Annotated in this window: 14 protein-coding genes; 10 read left to right on the forward strand and 4 right to left on the reverse strand. The window is 70.9% G+C overall.

The window, feature by feature from the left end:
• The 4 genes from OHS58_RS43500 to OHS58_RS43515 are packed head-to-tail and all read left to right on the forward strand — an operon-like array spanning window position 1 to window position 3,921.
• Window positions 1-1,074 carry an ABC transporter ATP-binding protein gene (locus OHS58_RS43500; protein ID WP_328646156.1) on the forward strand — a complete coding sequence of 358 codons (1,074 nt, stop codon included), beginning with the start codon at window positions 1-3 and terminating at the stop codon, window positions 1,072-1,074.
• Window positions 1,071-2,273, forward strand: a complete 1,203-nt coding sequence (locus tag OHS58_RS43505) for an ABC transporter substrate-binding protein (protein WP_328646157.1) — start codon at window positions 1,071-1,073, stop codon at window positions 2,271-2,273. The genes OHS58_RS43500 and OHS58_RS43505 overlap by 4 nt, the downstream gene beginning before the upstream one ends.
• A 1-nt stretch (window position 2,274) precedes the next feature.
• A complete protein-coding gene (locus OHS58_RS43510) occupies window positions 2,275-3,114 on the forward strand; it encodes an ABC transporter permease (protein WP_328646158.1) in 840 nt (279 codons plus the stop codon).
• A gap of 9 nt (window positions 3,115-3,123) precedes the next feature.
• On the forward strand, window positions 3,124-3,921 hold the full coding sequence (locus tag OHS58_RS43515; protein ID WP_328646159.1) for an ABC transporter permease: 798 nt from the start codon (window positions 3,124-3,126) through the stop codon (window positions 3,919-3,921).
• A 91-nt stretch (window positions 3,922-4,012) separates the two neighbouring features.
• On the opposite strand, the gene pip is transcribed toward OHS58_RS43515, so the two are convergent.
• Entirely contained in the window at window positions 4,013-4,951 is a 939-nt protein-coding gene (gene pip, locus OHS58_RS43520; protein ID WP_328646160.1) for a prolyl aminopeptidase, read from the reverse strand.
• Between the two features lie 459 nt (window positions 4,952-5,410).
• On the opposite strand from pip, the gene OHS58_RS43525 reads away from it, so the two are divergent.
• Both OHS58_RS43525 and OHS58_RS43530 read left to right on the forward strand, forming a co-directional pair.
• Window positions 5,411-6,337: an undecaprenyl-diphosphate phosphatase gene (locus OHS58_RS43525; protein ID WP_328646161.1), complete on the forward strand. Its 927-nt coding sequence runs from the start codon at window positions 5,411-5,413 to the stop codon at window positions 6,335-6,337.
• A 1-nt stretch (window position 6,338) separates the two neighbouring features.
• Window positions 6,339-7,208: a cytochrome c oxidase assembly protein gene (locus OHS58_RS43530; protein ID WP_328646162.1), complete on the forward strand. Its 870-nt coding sequence runs from the start codon at window positions 6,339-6,341 to the stop codon at window positions 7,206-7,208.
• On the opposite strand, the gene panB is transcribed toward OHS58_RS43530, so the two are convergent.
• A complete protein-coding gene (gene panB / locus OHS58_RS43535) occupies window positions 7,205-8,089 on the reverse strand; it encodes a 3-methyl-2-oxobutanoate hydroxymethyltransferase (RefSeq protein WP_247061218.1) in 885 nt (294 codons plus the stop codon). The two genes, OHS58_RS43530 and panB, sit on opposite strands and share 4 nt — an antisense overlap.
• A 253-nt stretch (window positions 8,090-8,342) precedes the next feature.
• Here panB and lysX point away from each other — a divergent pair, with 253 nt between their 5' ends.
• From lysX to OHS58_RS43550, 3 genes are all read left to right on the forward strand, one after another.
• Window positions 8,343-11,666: a bifunctional lysylphosphatidylglycerol synthetase/lysine--tRNA ligase LysX gene (gene lysX / locus OHS58_RS43540; RefSeq protein ID WP_328649949.1), complete on the forward strand. Its 3,324-nt coding sequence runs from the start codon at window positions 8,343-8,345 to the stop codon at window positions 11,664-11,666.
• A 64-nt stretch (window positions 11,667-11,730) separates the two neighbouring features.
• Window positions 11,731-12,300 carry a hypothetical protein gene (locus tag OHS58_RS43545; RefSeq protein WP_328646163.1) on the forward strand — a complete coding sequence of 190 codons (570 nt, stop codon included), beginning with the start codon at window positions 11,731-11,733 and terminating at the stop codon, window positions 12,298-12,300.
• Window positions 12,301-12,368: 68 nt separating this feature from the next.
• Window positions 12,369-12,959, forward strand: a complete 591-nt coding sequence (locus OHS58_RS43550; protein WP_326955768.1) for a DinB family protein — start codon at window positions 12,369-12,371, stop codon at window positions 12,957-12,959.
• Between the two features lie 188 nt (window positions 12,960-13,147).
• On the opposite strand, the gene OHS58_RS43555 is transcribed toward OHS58_RS43550, so the two are convergent.
• Complete coding sequence (locus OHS58_RS43555; RefSeq protein ID WP_328646164.1) at window positions 13,148-13,681, reverse strand: methylated-DNA--[protein]-cysteine S-methyltransferase; 534 nt, start codon at window positions 13,679-13,681, stop codon at window positions 13,148-13,150.
• 62 nt (window positions 13,682-13,743) lie between these two features.
• Between OHS58_RS43555 and OHS58_RS43560 the strand changes: the two genes are divergently transcribed.
• A complete protein-coding gene (locus OHS58_RS43560; RefSeq protein ID WP_328646165.1) occupies window positions 13,744-14,358 on the forward strand; it encodes a VOC family protein in 615 nt (204 codons plus the stop codon).
• Window positions 14,359-14,441: 83 nt separating this feature from the next.
• Here the strand turns inward: OHS58_RS43560 and OHS58_RS43565 are convergent, their stop codons facing one another.
• Complete coding sequence (locus OHS58_RS43565) at window positions 14,442-16,163, reverse strand: NAD+ synthase (RefSeq protein WP_328646166.1); 1,722 nt, start codon at window positions 16,161-16,163, stop codon at window positions 14,442-14,444.
• Window positions 16,164-16,276 lie beyond the last annotated feature (113 nt).

The following is a 16,276-nucleotide window of genomic DNA, read 5'->3' on the forward strand; positions in this document are numbered from 1 at the left end:
ATGCCGAACCAAGCACCTTCCGAGACCCGGGCCGAACCCGCGTCGGCCAGTGACGACGACCAGCCCGCCGTCCGGCTTTCCGGGCTGCGCAAGCACTTCGGTGACGTCCACGCCGTCGACGGCGTCGACCTCGACATCCCGCCCGGCGAGTTCTTCTCGATGCTCGGCCCGTCCGGCTCCGGCAAGACGACGGTGCTGCGCATGATCGCCGGGTTCGAGCTGCCCACCGAGGGCACGATCGAGCTGGCCGGCCGGGACGTCAGCCGGCTGGCGCCGTTCGAGCGCGACGTCAACACGGTGTTCCAGGACTACGCGCTGTTCCCGCACATGACCGTGCAGCAGAACGTCGAGTACGGCCTGCGCGTGAAGCGCGTCCCGAAGCAGCAACGCCGCGAGCGGGCGCTCGAGGCCCTCAAGACCGTGCGGCTGGAGGACTACGGCTCCCGCAAGCCGTCGCAGCTCTCCGGCGGGCAGCGCCAACGCGTCGCGCTCGCCCGCGCGCTGGTGAACCGGCCGAAGGTGCTGCTGCTCGACGAGCCGCTCGGCGCCCTCGACCTCAAGCTGCGGCAGGCGATGCAACTGGAGCTCAAGCAGATCCAGCGCGACGTCGGCATCACGTTCGTCTTCGTCACCCACGACCAGGACGAGGCGCTCACCATGAGCGACCGGATCGCGGTCTTCAACGACGGCAGGATCGAGCAGGTCGGGCCACCCGAGGAGGTCTACGAACGGCCCGCGAGCGCGTTCGTCGCGGGCTTCGTCGGGACGTCGAACCTGCTGGGCGGGCGCGGCGCCGAGTCGGTGATCGGCCGGCCGGGCCTGTACAGCATCCGGCCGGAGAAGATCCGCATCGACGACGAGCTGTCCGAGCCCGCGGTGGCGGGGGAGACCAGCGCGACCGGCACGGTCACCGACGTCGTCTACGCGGGCGCGACCGTGCGGTACGCCGTCGCGCTCGACGCCGGCGGCCGGCTTTCGGTCGTCCGGCAGAACACCGACGGCGCGTTGGCGGCCGGCCGCGTCCGGCTGAGCTGGCGCCACGAACACAGCTTCCGAGTGGAGGGTTCGCCATGAAGAACAGGAAGACGCGGCTTGCCGGAATCGTCGGCGCCGGCCTGCTGGTCGCTGCATGTGGCACGTCGGGCACGAGTGCGTCCGCGCCGCCCGGCGCGCAGGGGTTCACCCCGCCGAAGCTGGAGGCGCTGAAGGCGCTCGGGCAGCCGGAGGGCCAGCTCAACGTGCTGGCCTGGCCCGGGTACGCGGAGAACGGCTCGAACGACCCGAAGATCAACTGGGTCACGCCGTTCGAGCAGCAGACCGGGTGCAAGGTCAACGTCAAGCCGTTCGGGACGTCCGACGAGGCCGTCACGCTGATGAAGACGGGCCAGTACGACGTCGTCTCGGCGTCCGGGGACGCGTCGCTGCGGCTGGTCGCCTCGGGTGACGTCGAGCCGGTGAACACCGCGCTCGTGCCGAACTACGCCGACGTCCAGCCGTTCCTCAAGGACAAGTCGTGGAACAGCGTCGCCGGTGTCGCCTACGGCATCCCGCACGGCTGGGGCGCGAACCTGCTGACCTGGCGCACCGACAAGGTGACGCCGGCGCCGAGCTCGTGGTCGGTGATGTTCGACGCGAACTCGCCGTACAAGGGCAAGGTGATCGCGTACGACTCGCCGATCTACATCGCCGACGCCGCGCTGTACCTGATGGCGCACCAGCCGGACCTGGGCATCAAGAACCCGTACGCCCTCGACGACAAGCAGTTCGCCGCCGCCGTCGACCTGCTCAAGCAGCAGCGGCCGCTGGTGAGCGAGTACTGGTCGGACTACCTCAAGGAGTCGCAGGCGCTGAAGAACGGCGACGCCGTCGTCGGCACCGCCTGGCAGGTCACGGTCAACCTGACCAAGGGCGAGGGCGCGCCGCTGGAGTCGGCCGTGCCGAGCGAAGGCGCGACGGGCTGGTCGGACACCTGGATGGTCGCGGCGAAGTCGGCGCACAAGACGTGCGCGTACAAGTGGCTCGACTACATCGTCAGCCCGAAGGTGAACGCCCAGGTCGCCGAGTACTTCGGTGAGGCGCCGGCGAACACCAAGGCGTGCGCGGAGATGACGGACAAGACGCTCTGCGACACCTACCACGCCAGCGATTCGGCGTATGCGTCGAAGATCGCGTACTGGACCACGCCGATCCCGCAGTGCCTCGACGGCCGCACGGACGTCAAGTGCAAGGACTACGGCGAGTGGACCAAGGCGTGGACCGAGATCAAGGGCTGACATGACCGCGCTCTCGGCCTTCTTCTACCGGAAACCGAAGCTGCGCCTGGGTTTCCTGCTCTCGGCCCCGCTGCTCTGGCTCGGCCTGGCCTACCTGGGCGCGCTGGCCGCGTTGTTCGTCACGGCGTTCTGGCACACCGACGCGTTCACCGGCCAGGTCGTCATCGAGTGGTCGCTGGACAACTTCAAGACGTTGTTCAGCGACGCGGTGTACCGCACGATCACCTTCCGCACGGTCGGGATCGCGGCGCTGGTCACGGTGATCGACGCCGTCATCGCGTTCCCGATGGCGTTCGCGATGGCCAAGCTGGCGTCGCCGCGGGCGCGGCGGATCCTGGTGATCGCCGTGATGACGCCACTGTGGGCGAGCTACCTGGTGAAGGCGTACGCGTGGCGGTCGATGCTGTCGGGCAACGGTGCCCTGAGCTGGCTGTCGCCCGGTTACGGCGTCACGGCGACGATCATCACGCTGTCGTACCTGTGGCTGCCGTACATGATCCTGCCGATCTACGCGGGCCTCGAACGGCTGCCGGATTCGCTGGTGGACGCGTCGGGCGACCTGGGCGCTCGCTCGTTCAGGACGTTCCGCTCGGTGATCCTGCCGCTGACGTTCCCGGCGATCGTGGCGGGCTCGATCTTCACGTTCTCGCTGTCGCTGGGCGACTACATCGCGGTGAAGATCGTCGGCGGCACGTCGCAGATGCTCGGCAACGTCGTCTACGACAACATCGGCGCAGCCAACAACCTGCCGTTCGCGGCGACGGTCGCGACCGTGCCCGTGGTGATCATGCTCGTGTACCTGGCCGCGGTGCGTCGCACCGGCGCGCTGGACAACCTCTAGGAGTCTTCGGTGCGGACGTCTCGGGTGTTGTTGTGGACGGCGCTGGGCCTGGGCCTGGCGGTGATCTACTTCCCGCTGCTGGTGGTGCTGCTGAACTCGTTCAACGCGGACACGACGTTCGGCTGGCCGCCGTCGAGCTTCACCCTCGAATGGTGGAGCCGCGCGTCCTCGAACGAAGGTGCGCTGAACGCGCTGTGGACGAGCGTCGAGGCGGGCCTGGCGGCGACGGCGATCGCGCTGGTGCTCGGCACGATGGCCGCGTTCGCGTTGCAGCGCTACCGGTTCTTCGGCCGGAACCCGGTGTCGCTGCTCATTATTTTGCCGATCGCGTTGCCGGGCATCGTCACGGGCATCGCGCTGAACAACGCGTTCCGGACCATCCTGGGCATCAACCTGGGCCTGCTGACGGCGGTCATCGCGCACGCGACGTTCTGCATCGTGGTGGTGTTCAACAACGTCGTCGCCCGGTTGCGGCGGATGGGCAGCAGCCTGGAGGAAGCGTCGATGGACCTGGGCGCGACGGGCTTCACGACGTTCCGGCTGGTGACGTTCCCGATGCTGCGGTCGGCGTTGCTGGCGGGCGGCCTGCTGGCGTTCGCGCTGTCGTTCGACGAGATCATCGTGACGACGTTCACCCTGGGCACGGGCATGGAAACGCTGCCGATCTGGATCTACAACAACCTGTTCCGCCCGAACCAGGCGCCGATCGTGAACGTGGTGGCGGCGGTCCTGATCGTGGCCTCGACAGTCCCGGTGTACCTGGCACAGAGGCTGTCGGGCGACACCGCTTCCGGCGGCCGGCTCTAGTACCCGGGTCTGCCGCGGCTTGTCGTGAGTGTTTAGGGCGGTTAGAACCGCCCTAAACACTCACGACAACTTGCGCCGAGCGTTCGCCGGGCTACGGTCGGAACCCGTCCGTCGCGGCTCGCAGAGCCGCCAGGACGCCCGGGTCGGTCACCGCGTGGCCGGCTCCCTCGATCAGCTTCAGCTCCGATCCCGGCCACGCCCGGTGCAGCTCGTACGCCGTGGTCGGTGGGCAGACCGCGTCGTACCGGCCCTGGACGATCACGCCCGGGATGCCGGCCAGCTTGCCCGCGTCGCGGATCAACTGTCCGTCCGACAGCCAGGCCCCGTGGCTGAAGTAGTGCACCGCGAGCCGGGCGAAGGTCAGGGCGAACGCCGGTTCGGCGTACTGCTGCACGAAAGACTCCTGCGGGTACAGGGAGACCGTCGCGCCTTCCCACTTGCTCCACGCGATCGCCGCGGCGTCGCGGACCCGGGCGTCGGCGAGCAGGTCGGCGTACGCGGCCAAAGGATCGCCGCGGCGGTCTTCGGGGATGGGGGCCAGGAAGGCCTCCCACTCCCGCGGGAACAGGTTGGCCGCGCCGCCGCGGTAGATCCAGTCCAGCTCGCTCTGCCGGACGGTGAACACGCCGCGCAGGATGATCTCGCTGACGCGCGAAGGGTGCGTCTCCGCGTAGGCCAGTGCGAGGGTCGCGCCCCACGAACCGCCGAAGAGCTGCCACTGCTCGATGCCGAGCCGTACGCGCAGGAGTTCCATGTCGGCGACCAAGTGCCACAGGGTGTTGGCCGTGAGGTCGGCGGCGCCCGGCGTGGACTGCCCGGCGCCGCGCTGGTCGAACAGGATGATCCGGTAGGCGTCGGGGTCGAAGTGCCGGCGTGCCATCGGCGCGATCCCGCTGCCCGGCCCGCCGTGGAGGACGACGACCGGCTTCCCGCCGGGGTTGCCGGCCTCCTGGCACCGGATGCGGTGCCCGTCGCCGGTGTCGAGGAACCCTTCGGCGCGCGCGGCGATCGGCGGGTAGAGCTCGTCCATGCCCGACACTCTGCCGGAACCGGTGCCGCGGGGGAGAAGGTGGTGCTCGGTCGCCGCCTCGAGGTGCCCCGCCGCCGGGACTCGGGACGGCGACCGAGAAAAGTGGGGGCCCGCCCCCGCCGCCGGGCTGAGCGGGCCCCCAGTCCGTGACGCGTCAGCGCAGGGCCGGCGCGAATCTCGGAGGGCGGCGCACGAGGGCCGTCGGTGCGGCCGTGAAGGTCAGTTCCCGCTCACGCATTCCCGTCCTCCTCGTCGAGGGTTCGAACTTTTGTCGTGGCGGCGACGGGCTAGACGCTAAGCCACAAGTCGAACACCAGTCAAGGACATGATTGATGTTCATGGATGTGAACACGCGCTGAGCGCACGCTGAGCGTTGAGGTCCCCCTTGCCCGCCGTTAACGAATGCGCCGGTACGTTCCGGTATCGGGGTCGAGGAAACGCTGTACGGAAAGGCACGGAATGTCCGCGGTGACCTATGTCGAGGCGATTGTCGTCGGCGCCTTGCAAGGGGTGTCGGAATTGTTTCCGGTGTCCAGTCTCGGCCACAGCATCCTGTTGCCGGCCTGGCTCGGCGGCCAGTGGCAGCAGGACCTGAGCATCGGCAAGGATTCGCCGTACCTCGCGGTGCTCGTGGCGATGCACGTGGCGACCGCGCTCGCGCTGGTCCTGTTCTTCCGGAAGGACTGGGTCCGGATCATCGCCGGCCTCTGGACGTCGGTCCGCGACCGCGAGGTCCGCACGCCGGATCAGCGGCTCGCGTGGCTGCTCGTGCTCGCCACCATCCCGGTCGGGCTGGCCGGCCTGCTCTTCGAAGGCCTGCTGCGCGACTACCTCGGCAAGCCCGTGCCGGCCGCGATCTTCCTCACGCTCAACGGCGGAGTCCTCTACGCCGCCGAGAAGTTCTCGCGACGGCGTCCCGAAGAGAATGACGACACAGTGGACTTCTCGGCCGAGGAAACGCTGGTCATGCGCGCGGTTTCCGTCGAGGAGGCGACCGACGTCCGGCTGGCGAAACTGGGCGTCGGCGAGGCCGTCATGATCGGGGCCGCGCAGATCTTCGCGCTGCTGCCGGGCATCAGCCGATCCGGCGTCACGATGGTCGCCGGGCTGCGTCGCGGATTGGGTCACGAAGACGCCGCGCGGTTCGCGTTCCTCCTTGCCACGCCGGTGATCCTGGCCGCCGGTGTGCTCAAGATGCCGACGCTGTTCGCCCCGGAGAACCACGCTTCGCTCGGCCCGGCGCTCGTCGGCAGCGTGGTGGCGGGAGTCGCTTCCTACATTTCCGTCCGTTTCCTCACGGGCTACTTCGAAACGCGCACGCTGACGCCGTTCGCGATTTACTGCGTGATCGCCGGAATCGCCAGCCTGATCTTCTTTGCGGTCTGACATGCCCTTGACCTTCGACGTCCCCGCGGTGCTCCTGGTGCTCGCCCTGGGCGGGCTCTACCTCCGGGCGACCCGCCACCGCCGGTGGCCACCGGGCCGCACGACGGCGTTCCTCACCGGGCTCGCGACCATCCTCGTCGTCACCTGCTCGCCGTTGGCCTTCTACGACCGGACGTTCTTCTGGGTGCGCGCGGTCCAGACCGTCACGCTGCTGATGATCACACCGCTGCTGCTGGCCCTGGGCGCACCGATCCGGCTGCTGCTCGACGTCACCCCGGGCCGCTGGCTGCGACGGCACGGCCGCGGCCCGGTGGCCCGCGCGCTGACCTTCCCCCCGGTGATCACGCTCGCCCTGGTCGCCCCGGTCCTGGCGCTCTACCTGACCCCGCTCTACGACCTCACGCTCCGGGAACCGGTGGTCGACGGACTGGCCCGGGCGATGCTCGTCCTGTCCGGCTTCCTCTACTTCTGGACGCGCCTCGGGCTCGACCCGACGCCGCGCACGGACCCGCACCTGGTGTCGGTGTGGATCGCCTTCACCGAAGTCGTCTTCGACGGCGCGCTCGGCCTGGTGCTGTGGCTCGGCCCGCTGCTCGCACCGGCGCACTACGCGGCGGCGCACCCGGGCCGGGGCCCGGACCCGCGCACCGACCAGATCATCGGCGCGGGCGTGCTGTGGATCGGTGGCGACGTCGCCGGCCTGCCGTTCGTCATCGCGTTGTTCGTCCGCTGGGCCCGCGACGACGAGCGGCGCGCGAAGCAGATCGACGTCCAGCTGGACGAAGAAGCCGCCGCGGGCGCCGCATCGACGTCGGGGCTCTGGTGGGAGAACGACCCGGCACTGGCCGAGCGGTTCAAGGGCCGGGGCTAGTCGTGGAAAGCGTGTTCGGGTGCCGGGAACTCACCGCGGCGGACGTCCTCGGCGAACGCCGTCGCCGCGCCCTGCAGCACCGTCGCGACGTCGGCGTAGCGCTTGACGAACCGCGGGGCCTTGCCGCGCCGCAGCCCGGCCATGTCCTGCCAGACGAGCACCTGCGCGTCGCAGTCCGGCCCGGCGCCGATGCCGACGGTCGGGATCGCCAGCTCCGCGGTGACGCGCTTCGCGGCTTCGGCGGGCACCATCTCCATCACCACCGCGAACGCCCCGGCCTCCTGCAGCGCCAGCGCGTCGGCGAGCAGCACGTCCGCCGCTTCACCGCGCCCCTGCACCCGGTAGCCGCCGAGGTTGTGTTCACTCTGCGGGGTGAACCCGATGTGACCCATCACCGGCACGCCCGCCGCGGTCAGCGCCTCGACGTGCGCGGCGAACCGGCGGCCGCCCTCCAGCTTGACGGCGTGCGCGCGGCCCTCCTTCATGAACCGCACGGACGTCTCCAGCGCCTGCTGCGGCGAGAGCTGGTAGGAGCCGAACGGCAGGTCGGCGACCACGAGGGCGCGCTTGACCGACCGCGTCACCGCCCGCACCAGCGGCAGCAGCTCGTCGACGGTCACCGGCAGCGAGGTGTCGTAGCCGAAGACGTTGTTGGCCGCGGAGTCGCCGACGAGCAGCACGGGGATCCCGGCCTCGTCGAACAACGCGGCGGTGTACATGTCGTACGCGGTGAGCATGGGCCACGGCTCGCCGCGTTCCTTGAGCTCACGCAGGTGGTGCACGCGGACCTTCCGGCCCGGACTGGGCGCCGCGGGGGCGGCGGATCCGGTGCCGTACGGGGCGGCTACTTCGTCGGAGGGGGTCTTCTCGGTGGCTGACATCGTCGTCGACCGTCCTTCCCTCGGGGCCTGGGTGAGGTCCCCGGGTCGTGGAGCAGAGGCGTCTCAAAGCGTGACACGCACCCGCACCGACCTCGACCCCGTGCGACCAGCTTCACACCGTCGTGCGGCGGGACGAGCCGGCGTCAGCCTTCAGGTTGATGTCGGGGGACAACCAACCTGTGTTCACTGACGTCAAGAAGAGGTCATGAAGAGCATGGCGACCGAACGGCCGCGAAAGGCGACAACGGCGACGATGGGTACCACCGCGCACGCGCGCACGCGCATCCCCGCCTGGCAGGCGAAGAGCGGCGGCATCGTCGCCACCGTGGTGCAGCTCGCCGCGGTCTTTTCGGTGCTCCTGCTGCTCACCGGCGGCCCGCGCGGGCGCCTGATGAACGGCATCGACATGGGCTTCTCCGCCCTCAGCGTGCCGACCAGCGCGAGCCTGGTCATGGTGCTGCTGCTGGTGGTGCTGGGCGGAGCGCTGCGCCGCCGCAAGAAGGCGGCGCTCTACACGCTCGTGCTGTTCCAGGTCGGCGGGCTGCTGCTCACCCTGGCCCTGCAGGCGACCCTGCTGTGGTCACCCGATCTGCTGACGCTCGGGCCGAAGCAGGTCCGGCACATCCCGGCGCAGCTGTGGGCCCTGACCGCGGCCGACCTGCTCTCGATCGGGCTGATCGTGTTCCTGCTCACGCTGCGCCCGGCCTTCCCGGCCCGGCTCGCGCCGAGTGCCTGGCGTGACGGCCTGACCATGTTGTTCGGCGGCTTCGCCGTGGTCATCCTGGTCGGCTGGGGCCTCAGCGAGGCCTTCCCGGGCCACCTCGGCGACACGTGGGAGCGCTTCGCGTGGGTTGTCAACCACGCCACCGGTGAGAACCTGCAGCTGCGGCGGATCGGCGTCGGCGAGGGGCCGGCCTGGCTGGACGTCTTCCTCGACCTGAGCGCGACCGTCGTCGCCACGGCCGCGCTGTACATGCTCTTCCGCGGGGTGCGCAGCCGTCGCCTGCGGACCGACCAGGAGGAGCTGCGCCTGCGGGAGCTGCTCGCCGAGCACGGCGAGGACGACTCCCTCGGCTACTTCGCCACCCGCCGCGACAAGAGCGTCGTCTTCGCGCCGAACGGCCGCGCCGCGGTGACCTACCGCGTGCTCGGTGGCACCAGCGTCGCCAGCGCGGACCCGATCGGCGACGCCGAGGCCTGGCCGGACGCGGTGCGCGCGTGGCTCGACGAGACGCGCACCTACGGCTGGACGCCCGGCGTGCTCGGGGCCAGCGAACGCGGCGCGAAGGCCTACACCGACGCCGGCCTGCGGGCGCTGGAGATCGGCGACGAGGCCGTGCTCGACGTCCGCGAGTTCAGCCTCGCCGGGCCGGAACGGCGTTCGGTGCGCCAGGCCGTCAAGCGCATCGAGCGCGCCGGCTACACCTCGCGGGTCCGCCGCCACGGCGAGATCCCCGACGACGAAATGGCCGAGCTGCTGGCCCGGGCGCAGGCCTGGCGCGGCGCCGAGACCGAGCGCGGGTTCTCGATGGCGCTGGGCCGGCTCGGCGACCCGAGCGACGGCCGCAGCGTGATGGTCGAGGCCTACGACGCCCGCGGCGAGCTGCGCGGGCTGCTGTCGTTCGTGCCGTGGGGCCGGCGCGGGCTCTCGCTGGACCTCATGCGCCGCGACCGCGACGCCGAAAACGGCCTCAACGAGTACATGATCGCCGTGGTCGTCGCGGCCGGGCCGGTACTGGGCGCGCAGCGGATCTCGCTCAACTTCGCCATGTTCCGCGCGGTCTTCTCGGAGGGGGAGCGGATCGGCGCGGGCCCGGTGCTGCGCGCCTGGCGCGGGATCCTGAGCGTCGCTTCGCGGTTCTTCCAGCTGGAGTCGCTGTACCGCTCCAACGCCAAGTACGGGCCGGACTGGGAACCGCGGTTCCTCTGCTACTCCTCGGCCCGGCGGCTCCCGCGGGTCGGCATCGTCGCGGGCGCGCTCGAAGGGTTCGTCCCGACCGGCCGGTCGCGGTCGCTGCGGCTGGAGACGGTCACCGACGGCTTCGTCGCCCGCGTCCGGGAGATCGAGGAGTCGGCCGCCGTGCCGGCGACCAAGGCCGTGCGGCGGCCCGAGCAGGTGCGCGTGCGCGTCGCGAAGCTCGACAAGCTGCGCGAGGCCGGGATCGACCCGTACCCGGTCGGGTTCCGCCGCGACGACCACATCGGCGACGTCGTCAAGAAGTTCGGCGACCTGCAGCCGGACACCACGACCGGGCACCGGGTCCGGATCGCCGGGCGCGTGCTGGCGATGCGCATCCTCGGCGGCCTGTGCTTCGCGCGCGTCAAGGACTTCAGCGGCGAGATCCAGCTGATGCTGGACGCGGCGGAGCTGGACCTCACGGGCTGGCGGACCGGCGTCGACCTCGGCGACCACGTCGGCGTCAGCGGCCAGGTCGTCACGTCGAAGCGCGGCGAGCTCTCGGTGCTCGTCGACGAGTGGACGGTCACCGCGAAGTGCCTGCACCCGCTGCCGGACAAGCGGAAGGGCCTCACCGACCCGGAGACGCGGGTGCGGCAGCGCTACCTCGACCTGGCGGTCAACCCGGACTCGACGAACATGCTGCGGCTGCGGTCCACAGTGGTCCGCGCGGTGCGCGAACGGCTGCACCACGCCGACTACCTCGAGGTCGAGACGCCGATGCTGCAGACGGTGCACGGCGGCGCCAACGCCCGGCCGTTCGTCACCCACATCAACGCCTACGACATGCGGATGTACCTGCGGATCGCGCCCGAGCTGTACCTCAAGCGGCTGTGCGTGGCCGGCGTCGAGCGCGTCTTCGAGCTCAACCGCAACTTCCGCAACGAGGGCGTCGACGCCACCCACAACCCCGAGTTCACGATGCTCGAGGCGTACCAGGCGTACGCGGACTACGACACCATGCGGAAGCTGACGCGCGAGCTCGTCCAGCACGCGGCCGAAGCGGCGTACGGCGCCCAGGTCGTGCGCCGGCCCGACGCCGGCGGCAAGGTCGTCGAGTACGACATCTCCGGTGACTGGCCGGTCGTCCCGGTGCACGAAGCCGTCTCGACGGCGCTGGGGGAGCACGTCGGCTCGGGGACGTCGGTGGCGGACCTGCGCCGGTTCTGCCTCGCCGCTGGGGTGCCGGTCGGGGAGGACCCGAGCCACGGCGACCTCGTGCTGAAGGCGCACGAGCACCTCGTCGAGGGTACGACCGTGCTGCCGACGTTCTACACGGACTACCCGACCGACGTCTCGCCGCTGACCCGCCAGCACCGGACCGACCCGCTGCTGGCCGAGCGCTGGGACCTGATCGCGTTCGGTTCGGAGGTCGGCACGGCCTACACCGAACTGACGGACCCGATCGAGCAGCGGCGCCGGCTGGAGGCGCAATCCTTGCGCGCGGCCAGTGGTGACGTCGAAGCGATGGAACTCGACGAGGACTTTTTGCTGGCGCTGGAGCACGGAATGCCGCCGACCGGTGGCCTCGGCCTGGGCGTAGACCGCCTGCTCATGATGTTGACGGGAGCGTCGATCCGCCAGACGGTCCTGTTCCCGTTCGTCCGTCCGCAGGCATAACGACTGGGTCGCCGTGATCATGCCGGGGCCGCGTAATGGCAAGCGGTCGCTTAATGTGTGCCACGTGCGCACGGCTCGGATCGCCTCGGCCCTCCTCATGGGACTGGCCGTGCTCGCCTATTCGGGATGGCTGCTGGAGTTCGCCGTCCCGACGGGCGTGTCCCCGGTGCGCGACCCGGCCGACGCCCTGCTCGCCGGGCCGCCGGTGTTCCGGGTCCTGCTCGCGGTTTCGGGCGTCGCGTTCCTGCTCGCCGGGCCGCCGTTGCACCGGCTCGGCCCGGTCCAGTGGCCGGCGCGGCTGAGCTCGATCTCGGTGAGCGTGTTCGGCGCCGTCGTGCTGGTCCAGGCCGCCTACCCGGAGAGCAGCGGGGTCATCTCGTCGCTGCTGAGCGTCATCCTGCTGGTCGGGGTGATCAGCCTGGTGCTGTGGTGGCCGCCGGGCTGGCGCCGGTTCGCCGTCGCGGGCCTGGTGCTGGTGCTGGCGACCTGGGTGGCCGTGGTGCTCGCCGCGCAGCTCGGCGAGTTCGAAGGCGTGTTCAGCCGTTTCCAGCTGCTGGTGCGCGCGGTGCTGTTCGGCACGGGCGGGGCGTACGCCTTCATCAAGCCCGCGCCGCGGCACACTCCCCGGGCCTAGCTTCTTCCGGATTTTGTCGGTGCCGGATGCGACCATCGGGTTCCCGATTCCCGGAGGAGGAGATCGACATGGCGGGAAACGTGCCCCCGGTGGCCGACGAGCGTGACGGGCTGCTGCGGTACCTCGAACAGCAGCGGTACGTCCTGAAGCTGGCCGCGCACGGCCTCACGGACGAGCAGGCGAGGCTCACGCCGACGAAGAGCGCGCTGTCGGTGGGCGGGCTGATCAAGCACGTCGCCAGTACCGAGGACGGCTGGATCGACATCGCGCTGCAGCTGCCCCAGAAGCCGTTCGGCGAGGGCGTGCAGGATTACGAAGAGGCGTACCGGCTGGGCCCGGAGGAGACGCTGCAGAGCGTCCTGGAGCGCTACGACGAGGTCGCGGCCCGCACGGCGGAGGTCATCGGCCGGATCGACGACCTCGGCCGCCCGGTCCCGGTGCCGAAGGGCGTCCCCTGGTACCCGGACGACGTCCCGGCGTGGTCGGTCCGCTGGGTCCTGCTGCACCTGATCGAGGAGACGGCCCGCCACGCGGGCCACGCGGACATCATCCGCGAGCACGTCGACGGCGCCACGGCCTTCCCCCTGATGGCGGCGGCCGAGAACTGGCCGGAGTCCCCCTGGATGAAGCCCTGGAAGCCCACCCCCCAACCAGCCTGACCCGACCGCCCAGGCACGCGACCCGACTGTCCAGGCACGCGAGTCGTCCGTCCGTGTCCCCGGACGACCGAGCCGTGTCGACCCTTCAATCACGCGTGTCGACCCTTCAATCACGCGTGTCGACCCGGCAATCACGCGTGCCGGCGTTCTGATCACGGCTCGGCACTCGCGAAACGGCGTCGGGCGGGTCAGAACAGCGTCGGTTCGTCCGCCAGCGCGCCTTCGATCACGAGCATCCGGCGTTTCGTCGCGACTCCGCCGCGGGCCGAGAACCCGCCGTCACGGCCGCCGGCCGCGAGGACCCGGTGGCACGGCACCACGATCGGGAACGGGTTGTGCCCCATGGCCTGTCCGACCGCCTGGGCGGACCCGGGCATCCCGAGCCGGTGCGCGATGTCGCCGTAGGTGAGGGTCTTGCCCGGCGGGATCGTGCGCGCGATCTCGTACGCGCGCCGGTTGAACTCGGGCACCGCGGCCAGGTCCAGCTCGATCTCGGCCAGGTCGCGGCGGTCGCCGGCCAGCAGCGCGACGATCCCGTCGACCGCCGCCCGCACGGCCGGCGGCGGCGGACCTTCGACGGCGTCCGGGAACCACCGGGCCAGCTTGGCGCGCGTCCCGGGAGCGTTGCCGTCCGGCAACGTCGTCCCGATCACGACGTCGTCGCGCCACGCGAGCCCACACGGCCCGATGGTTGTGTCGAACACCGTGAACCCCACAGTCATGCGCTCAGCCTACGACCGAAGGGAGGCTGTCGGCCGCGGCCCGGCCACGGGATGATGTGCCGGTGCTGGACCACCTCGTCTACGCCGGACCGGACCTCGCCGAGGCCGTCGCGCGCGTCAAGGAACTCACCGGCGTCACGCCCGCGCCCGGCGGCAGTCACGTCGGCCTGGGCACGGCCAACCACCTCGCCGACCTCGGCGCGGGGGCCTACCTGGAGGTGATCGGCCCGGATCCGGCGCAGCCGCCGCCCGCGCAACCCCGGCCGTTCGGCATCGACGACCTCACCGAGCCGGCCCTGGTCGCCTGGGCGGTGCGCACCACGGACCTCGACGCCACGATCGCGCACGCCCGCGCCCACGGCTTCGACCCGGGCGACGCGATCGAGATGTCCCGCGAGACAGCCGACGGCGAACTGCTGCGCTGGCGGCTGACCCCGCCGAGCCGTCCGGGCACGCTCACGCCGTTCCTCATCGACTGGGGCACCACGCCGCACCCGACGACGCGCGGCCTGCCGTCCCTCCCGCTGCTCATGGTGACGGGCGCGCACCCCGACCCGGACTCGGTCCTCGCGGTGACGGACGCGCTGGGCCTGGAGCTGCTCGTCCGGCGCGCCGACCGCGCGGCCCTGAACGCCGCCGTCCGCACCCCGGAAGGCCGCCAGGTCGCGCTGAGCTGAAAGCCGTGAAGGCCCCCTTCCCGGCCATAAGAGCCGGTAAGGAGGCCTTCACGGCTTTTGCCGCGGGAAGAGCGGGAGGAGCGTCAGGCCTTGCCCTCGCGCCACGCGTTGGTCATCGGGAGCCGGCGGTCGCGGCCGAACGCCTTGAGCGTGATCTTCGTGCCCGGCGGGTACTGGCGCCGCTTGTACTCGGCCTTGTCGACCATCCGCACCACTCGGTCGATGATCTCCGGCGCGAACCCGGCCTCGACGAGGTCGGCGTACCCGCGGTCGCCCTCGACGTAGTCGTCGAGGATGTCGTCGAGCAGCGCGTAGTCCGGCAGCGAGTCGGAGTCCATCTGGCCCGGCCGCAGCTCGGCCGACGGCGGCTTGGAGATCGAGTTCTCCGGGATCGGCGGGGTTTCGCCCCGCTTCAACGCCTCTGCGTTGCGCCACCGCGCCAGCTGCCACACGTGCGTCTTGAAGACGTCCTTGATCGGGGCGAACGCGCCGACCGCGTCGCCGTAGATCGTGGAGTACCCGACGGCCAGCTCGGTCTTGTTGCCGGTGGCGAGGACGAGGTGACCGTCCAGGTTGGACAGTGCCATCAGGAGCATGCCGCGGGTGCGCGCCTGGATGTTCTCCTCGGCGAGCCCGGTCAGCGAAAGCTGCTCGACGTAGACGCGCACCATGTCCTCGACCGGCTCGACCCGGTAGTGCGCGCCGATCCGCCGCGCGAGGTCTTCCGCGTCGTCCTTCGAGTGCCCCGACGAGTACTTCGACGGCATCGAGACGCCGTAGACGTTGCCGCCGCCCAAGGCGTCCGCCGCGAGTGACGCGCAGACGGCCGAGTCGATGCCGCCGGAGAACCCGAACGTCACCGACGAGAAGCCGTTCTTGTGCACGTAGTCCCGCAGCCCGACGACGAGCGCCGCCCACACCTCGGCCTCGTCGGCGAGCGGTTCGCTGATCACCGGTGACGCCGTCGGCTCGTACGCGGGCAGCGGCTCTTCGCTCAGCACCCGGCGCCGGACGTGCAGGCCGTCGAGCTCGCCGTCCCCGGCGTGCCCGCCCGCGGCGAGGTCGGTGTCCAGCACGAGCAGGTGCTCGACGAACTGCGGCGCGCGCGCCAGCACCGTGCCGTCCGCGCCGACGACGAGCGAGTCGCCGTCGAACACGAGGTCGTCCTGGCCGCCGACCTGGTTGGTGTAGACCAGCGGCGCCCCGGCCTCGGCGGCGCGCCGGGCGATGAGCGGCAGCCGCTGCTCGTCCTTGGACCGCTCGTACGGCGACGCGTTCGGCGCCACGACGAGGTCGACGCCCGCCCGGCCCAGCGCCGAGATCGGCCCGCCGTCCTGCCAGATGTCCTCGCAGATGACCATGCCGATGTCGAGCCCGCGGAACCGGACGACGTCGAGCGTGGTGCCCGGCTTGAACCAGCGGTGCTCGTCGAAGACGCCGTAGTTCGGGAGGTGGTGCTTGAACTGCCGCGCGACGACCTCGCCGCGGTAGAGGGCGGCCGCGGCGTCGCGCGGGCCGGCCTCGTCGAGGTCGAGATAACCGATGTAGGTCAGCACTTCGCCGCAGCCGGCGTCGTCCAGCCGGCGCGCCAGCGCCTCGACGCCCAGGCGGGACGCCTCGGCGAAGGTGCGGCGCAGCGAGAGGTCCTCGACCGGGTAGCCGGTCAGCGACATCTCCGGGAAGACGACCACGTGCGCGCCGGCTTCGGCGGCGCGGCGGGTCCATTCGACGTGCAGGTCGGCGTTGCCGTCGAGGTCACCGACGGTGGGGTTGACCTGGGCGAGCGCGATGCGCAGTTGCGGCATGCCGCCATTCTGACGCACCGCCACCCGCCCAGCCGAGCGAATGTGGGCGAAATGCCACCCCGGCGCACCGATCCCCTGCGGCTCCTTCGCCCACCCGGGTAGGTTGCCGCTGA

It is taken from the genome of Amycolatopsis sp. NBC_00348 (genome assembly GCF_036114655.1).
Taxonomy (GTDB): Bacteria; Actinomycetota; Actinomycetes; order Mycobacteriales; family Pseudonocardiaceae; genus Amycolatopsis.

Bases quoted from the DNA above. Each gene is read 5' to 3' on its own strand.
- OHS58_RS43500 (WP_328646156.1), top strand. From the start codon at position 1: ATGCCGAACCAAGCACCTTCCGAGACCCGGGCCGAACCCGCGTCGGCC.
- OHS58_RS43505 (WP_328646157.1), top strand. From the start codon at position 1,071: ATGAAGAACAGGAAGACGCGGCTTGCCGGAATCGTCGGCGCCGGCCTG.
- OHS58_RS43510 (WP_328646158.1), top strand. From the start codon at position 2,275: ATGACCGCGCTCTCGGCCTTCTTCTACCGGAAACCGAAGCTGCGCCTG.
- pip (WP_328646160.1), bottom strand. From the start codon at position 4,951: ATGGACGAGCTCTACCCGCCGATCGCCGCGCGCGCCGAAGGGTTCCTC.
- OHS58_RS43525 (WP_328646161.1), top strand. From the start codon at position 5,411: ATGTCCGCGGTGACCTATGTCGAGGCGATTGTCGTCGGCGCCTTGCAA.
- OHS58_RS43530 (WP_328646162.1), top strand. From the start codon at position 6,339: ATGCCCTTGACCTTCGACGTCCCCGCGGTGCTCCTGGTGCTCGCCCTG.
- panB (WP_247061218.1), bottom strand. From the start codon at position 8,089: ATGTCAGCCACCGAGAAGACCCCCTCCGACGAAGTAGCCGCCCCGTAC.
- lysX (WP_328649949.1), top strand. From the start codon at position 8,343: ATGGGTACCACCGCGCACGCGCGCACGCGCATCCCCGCCTGGCAGGCG.
- OHS58_RS43550 (WP_326955768.1), top strand. From the start codon at position 12,369: ATGGCGGGAAACGTGCCCCCGGTGGCCGACGAGCGTGACGGGCTGCTG.
- OHS58_RS43555 (WP_328646164.1), bottom strand. From the start codon at position 13,681: ATGACTGTGGGGTTCACGGTGTTCGACACAACCATCGGGCCGTGTGGG.
- OHS58_RS43565 (WP_328646166.1), bottom strand. From the start codon at position 16,163: ATGCCGCAACTGCGCATCGCGCTCGCCCAGGTCAACCCCACCGTCGGT.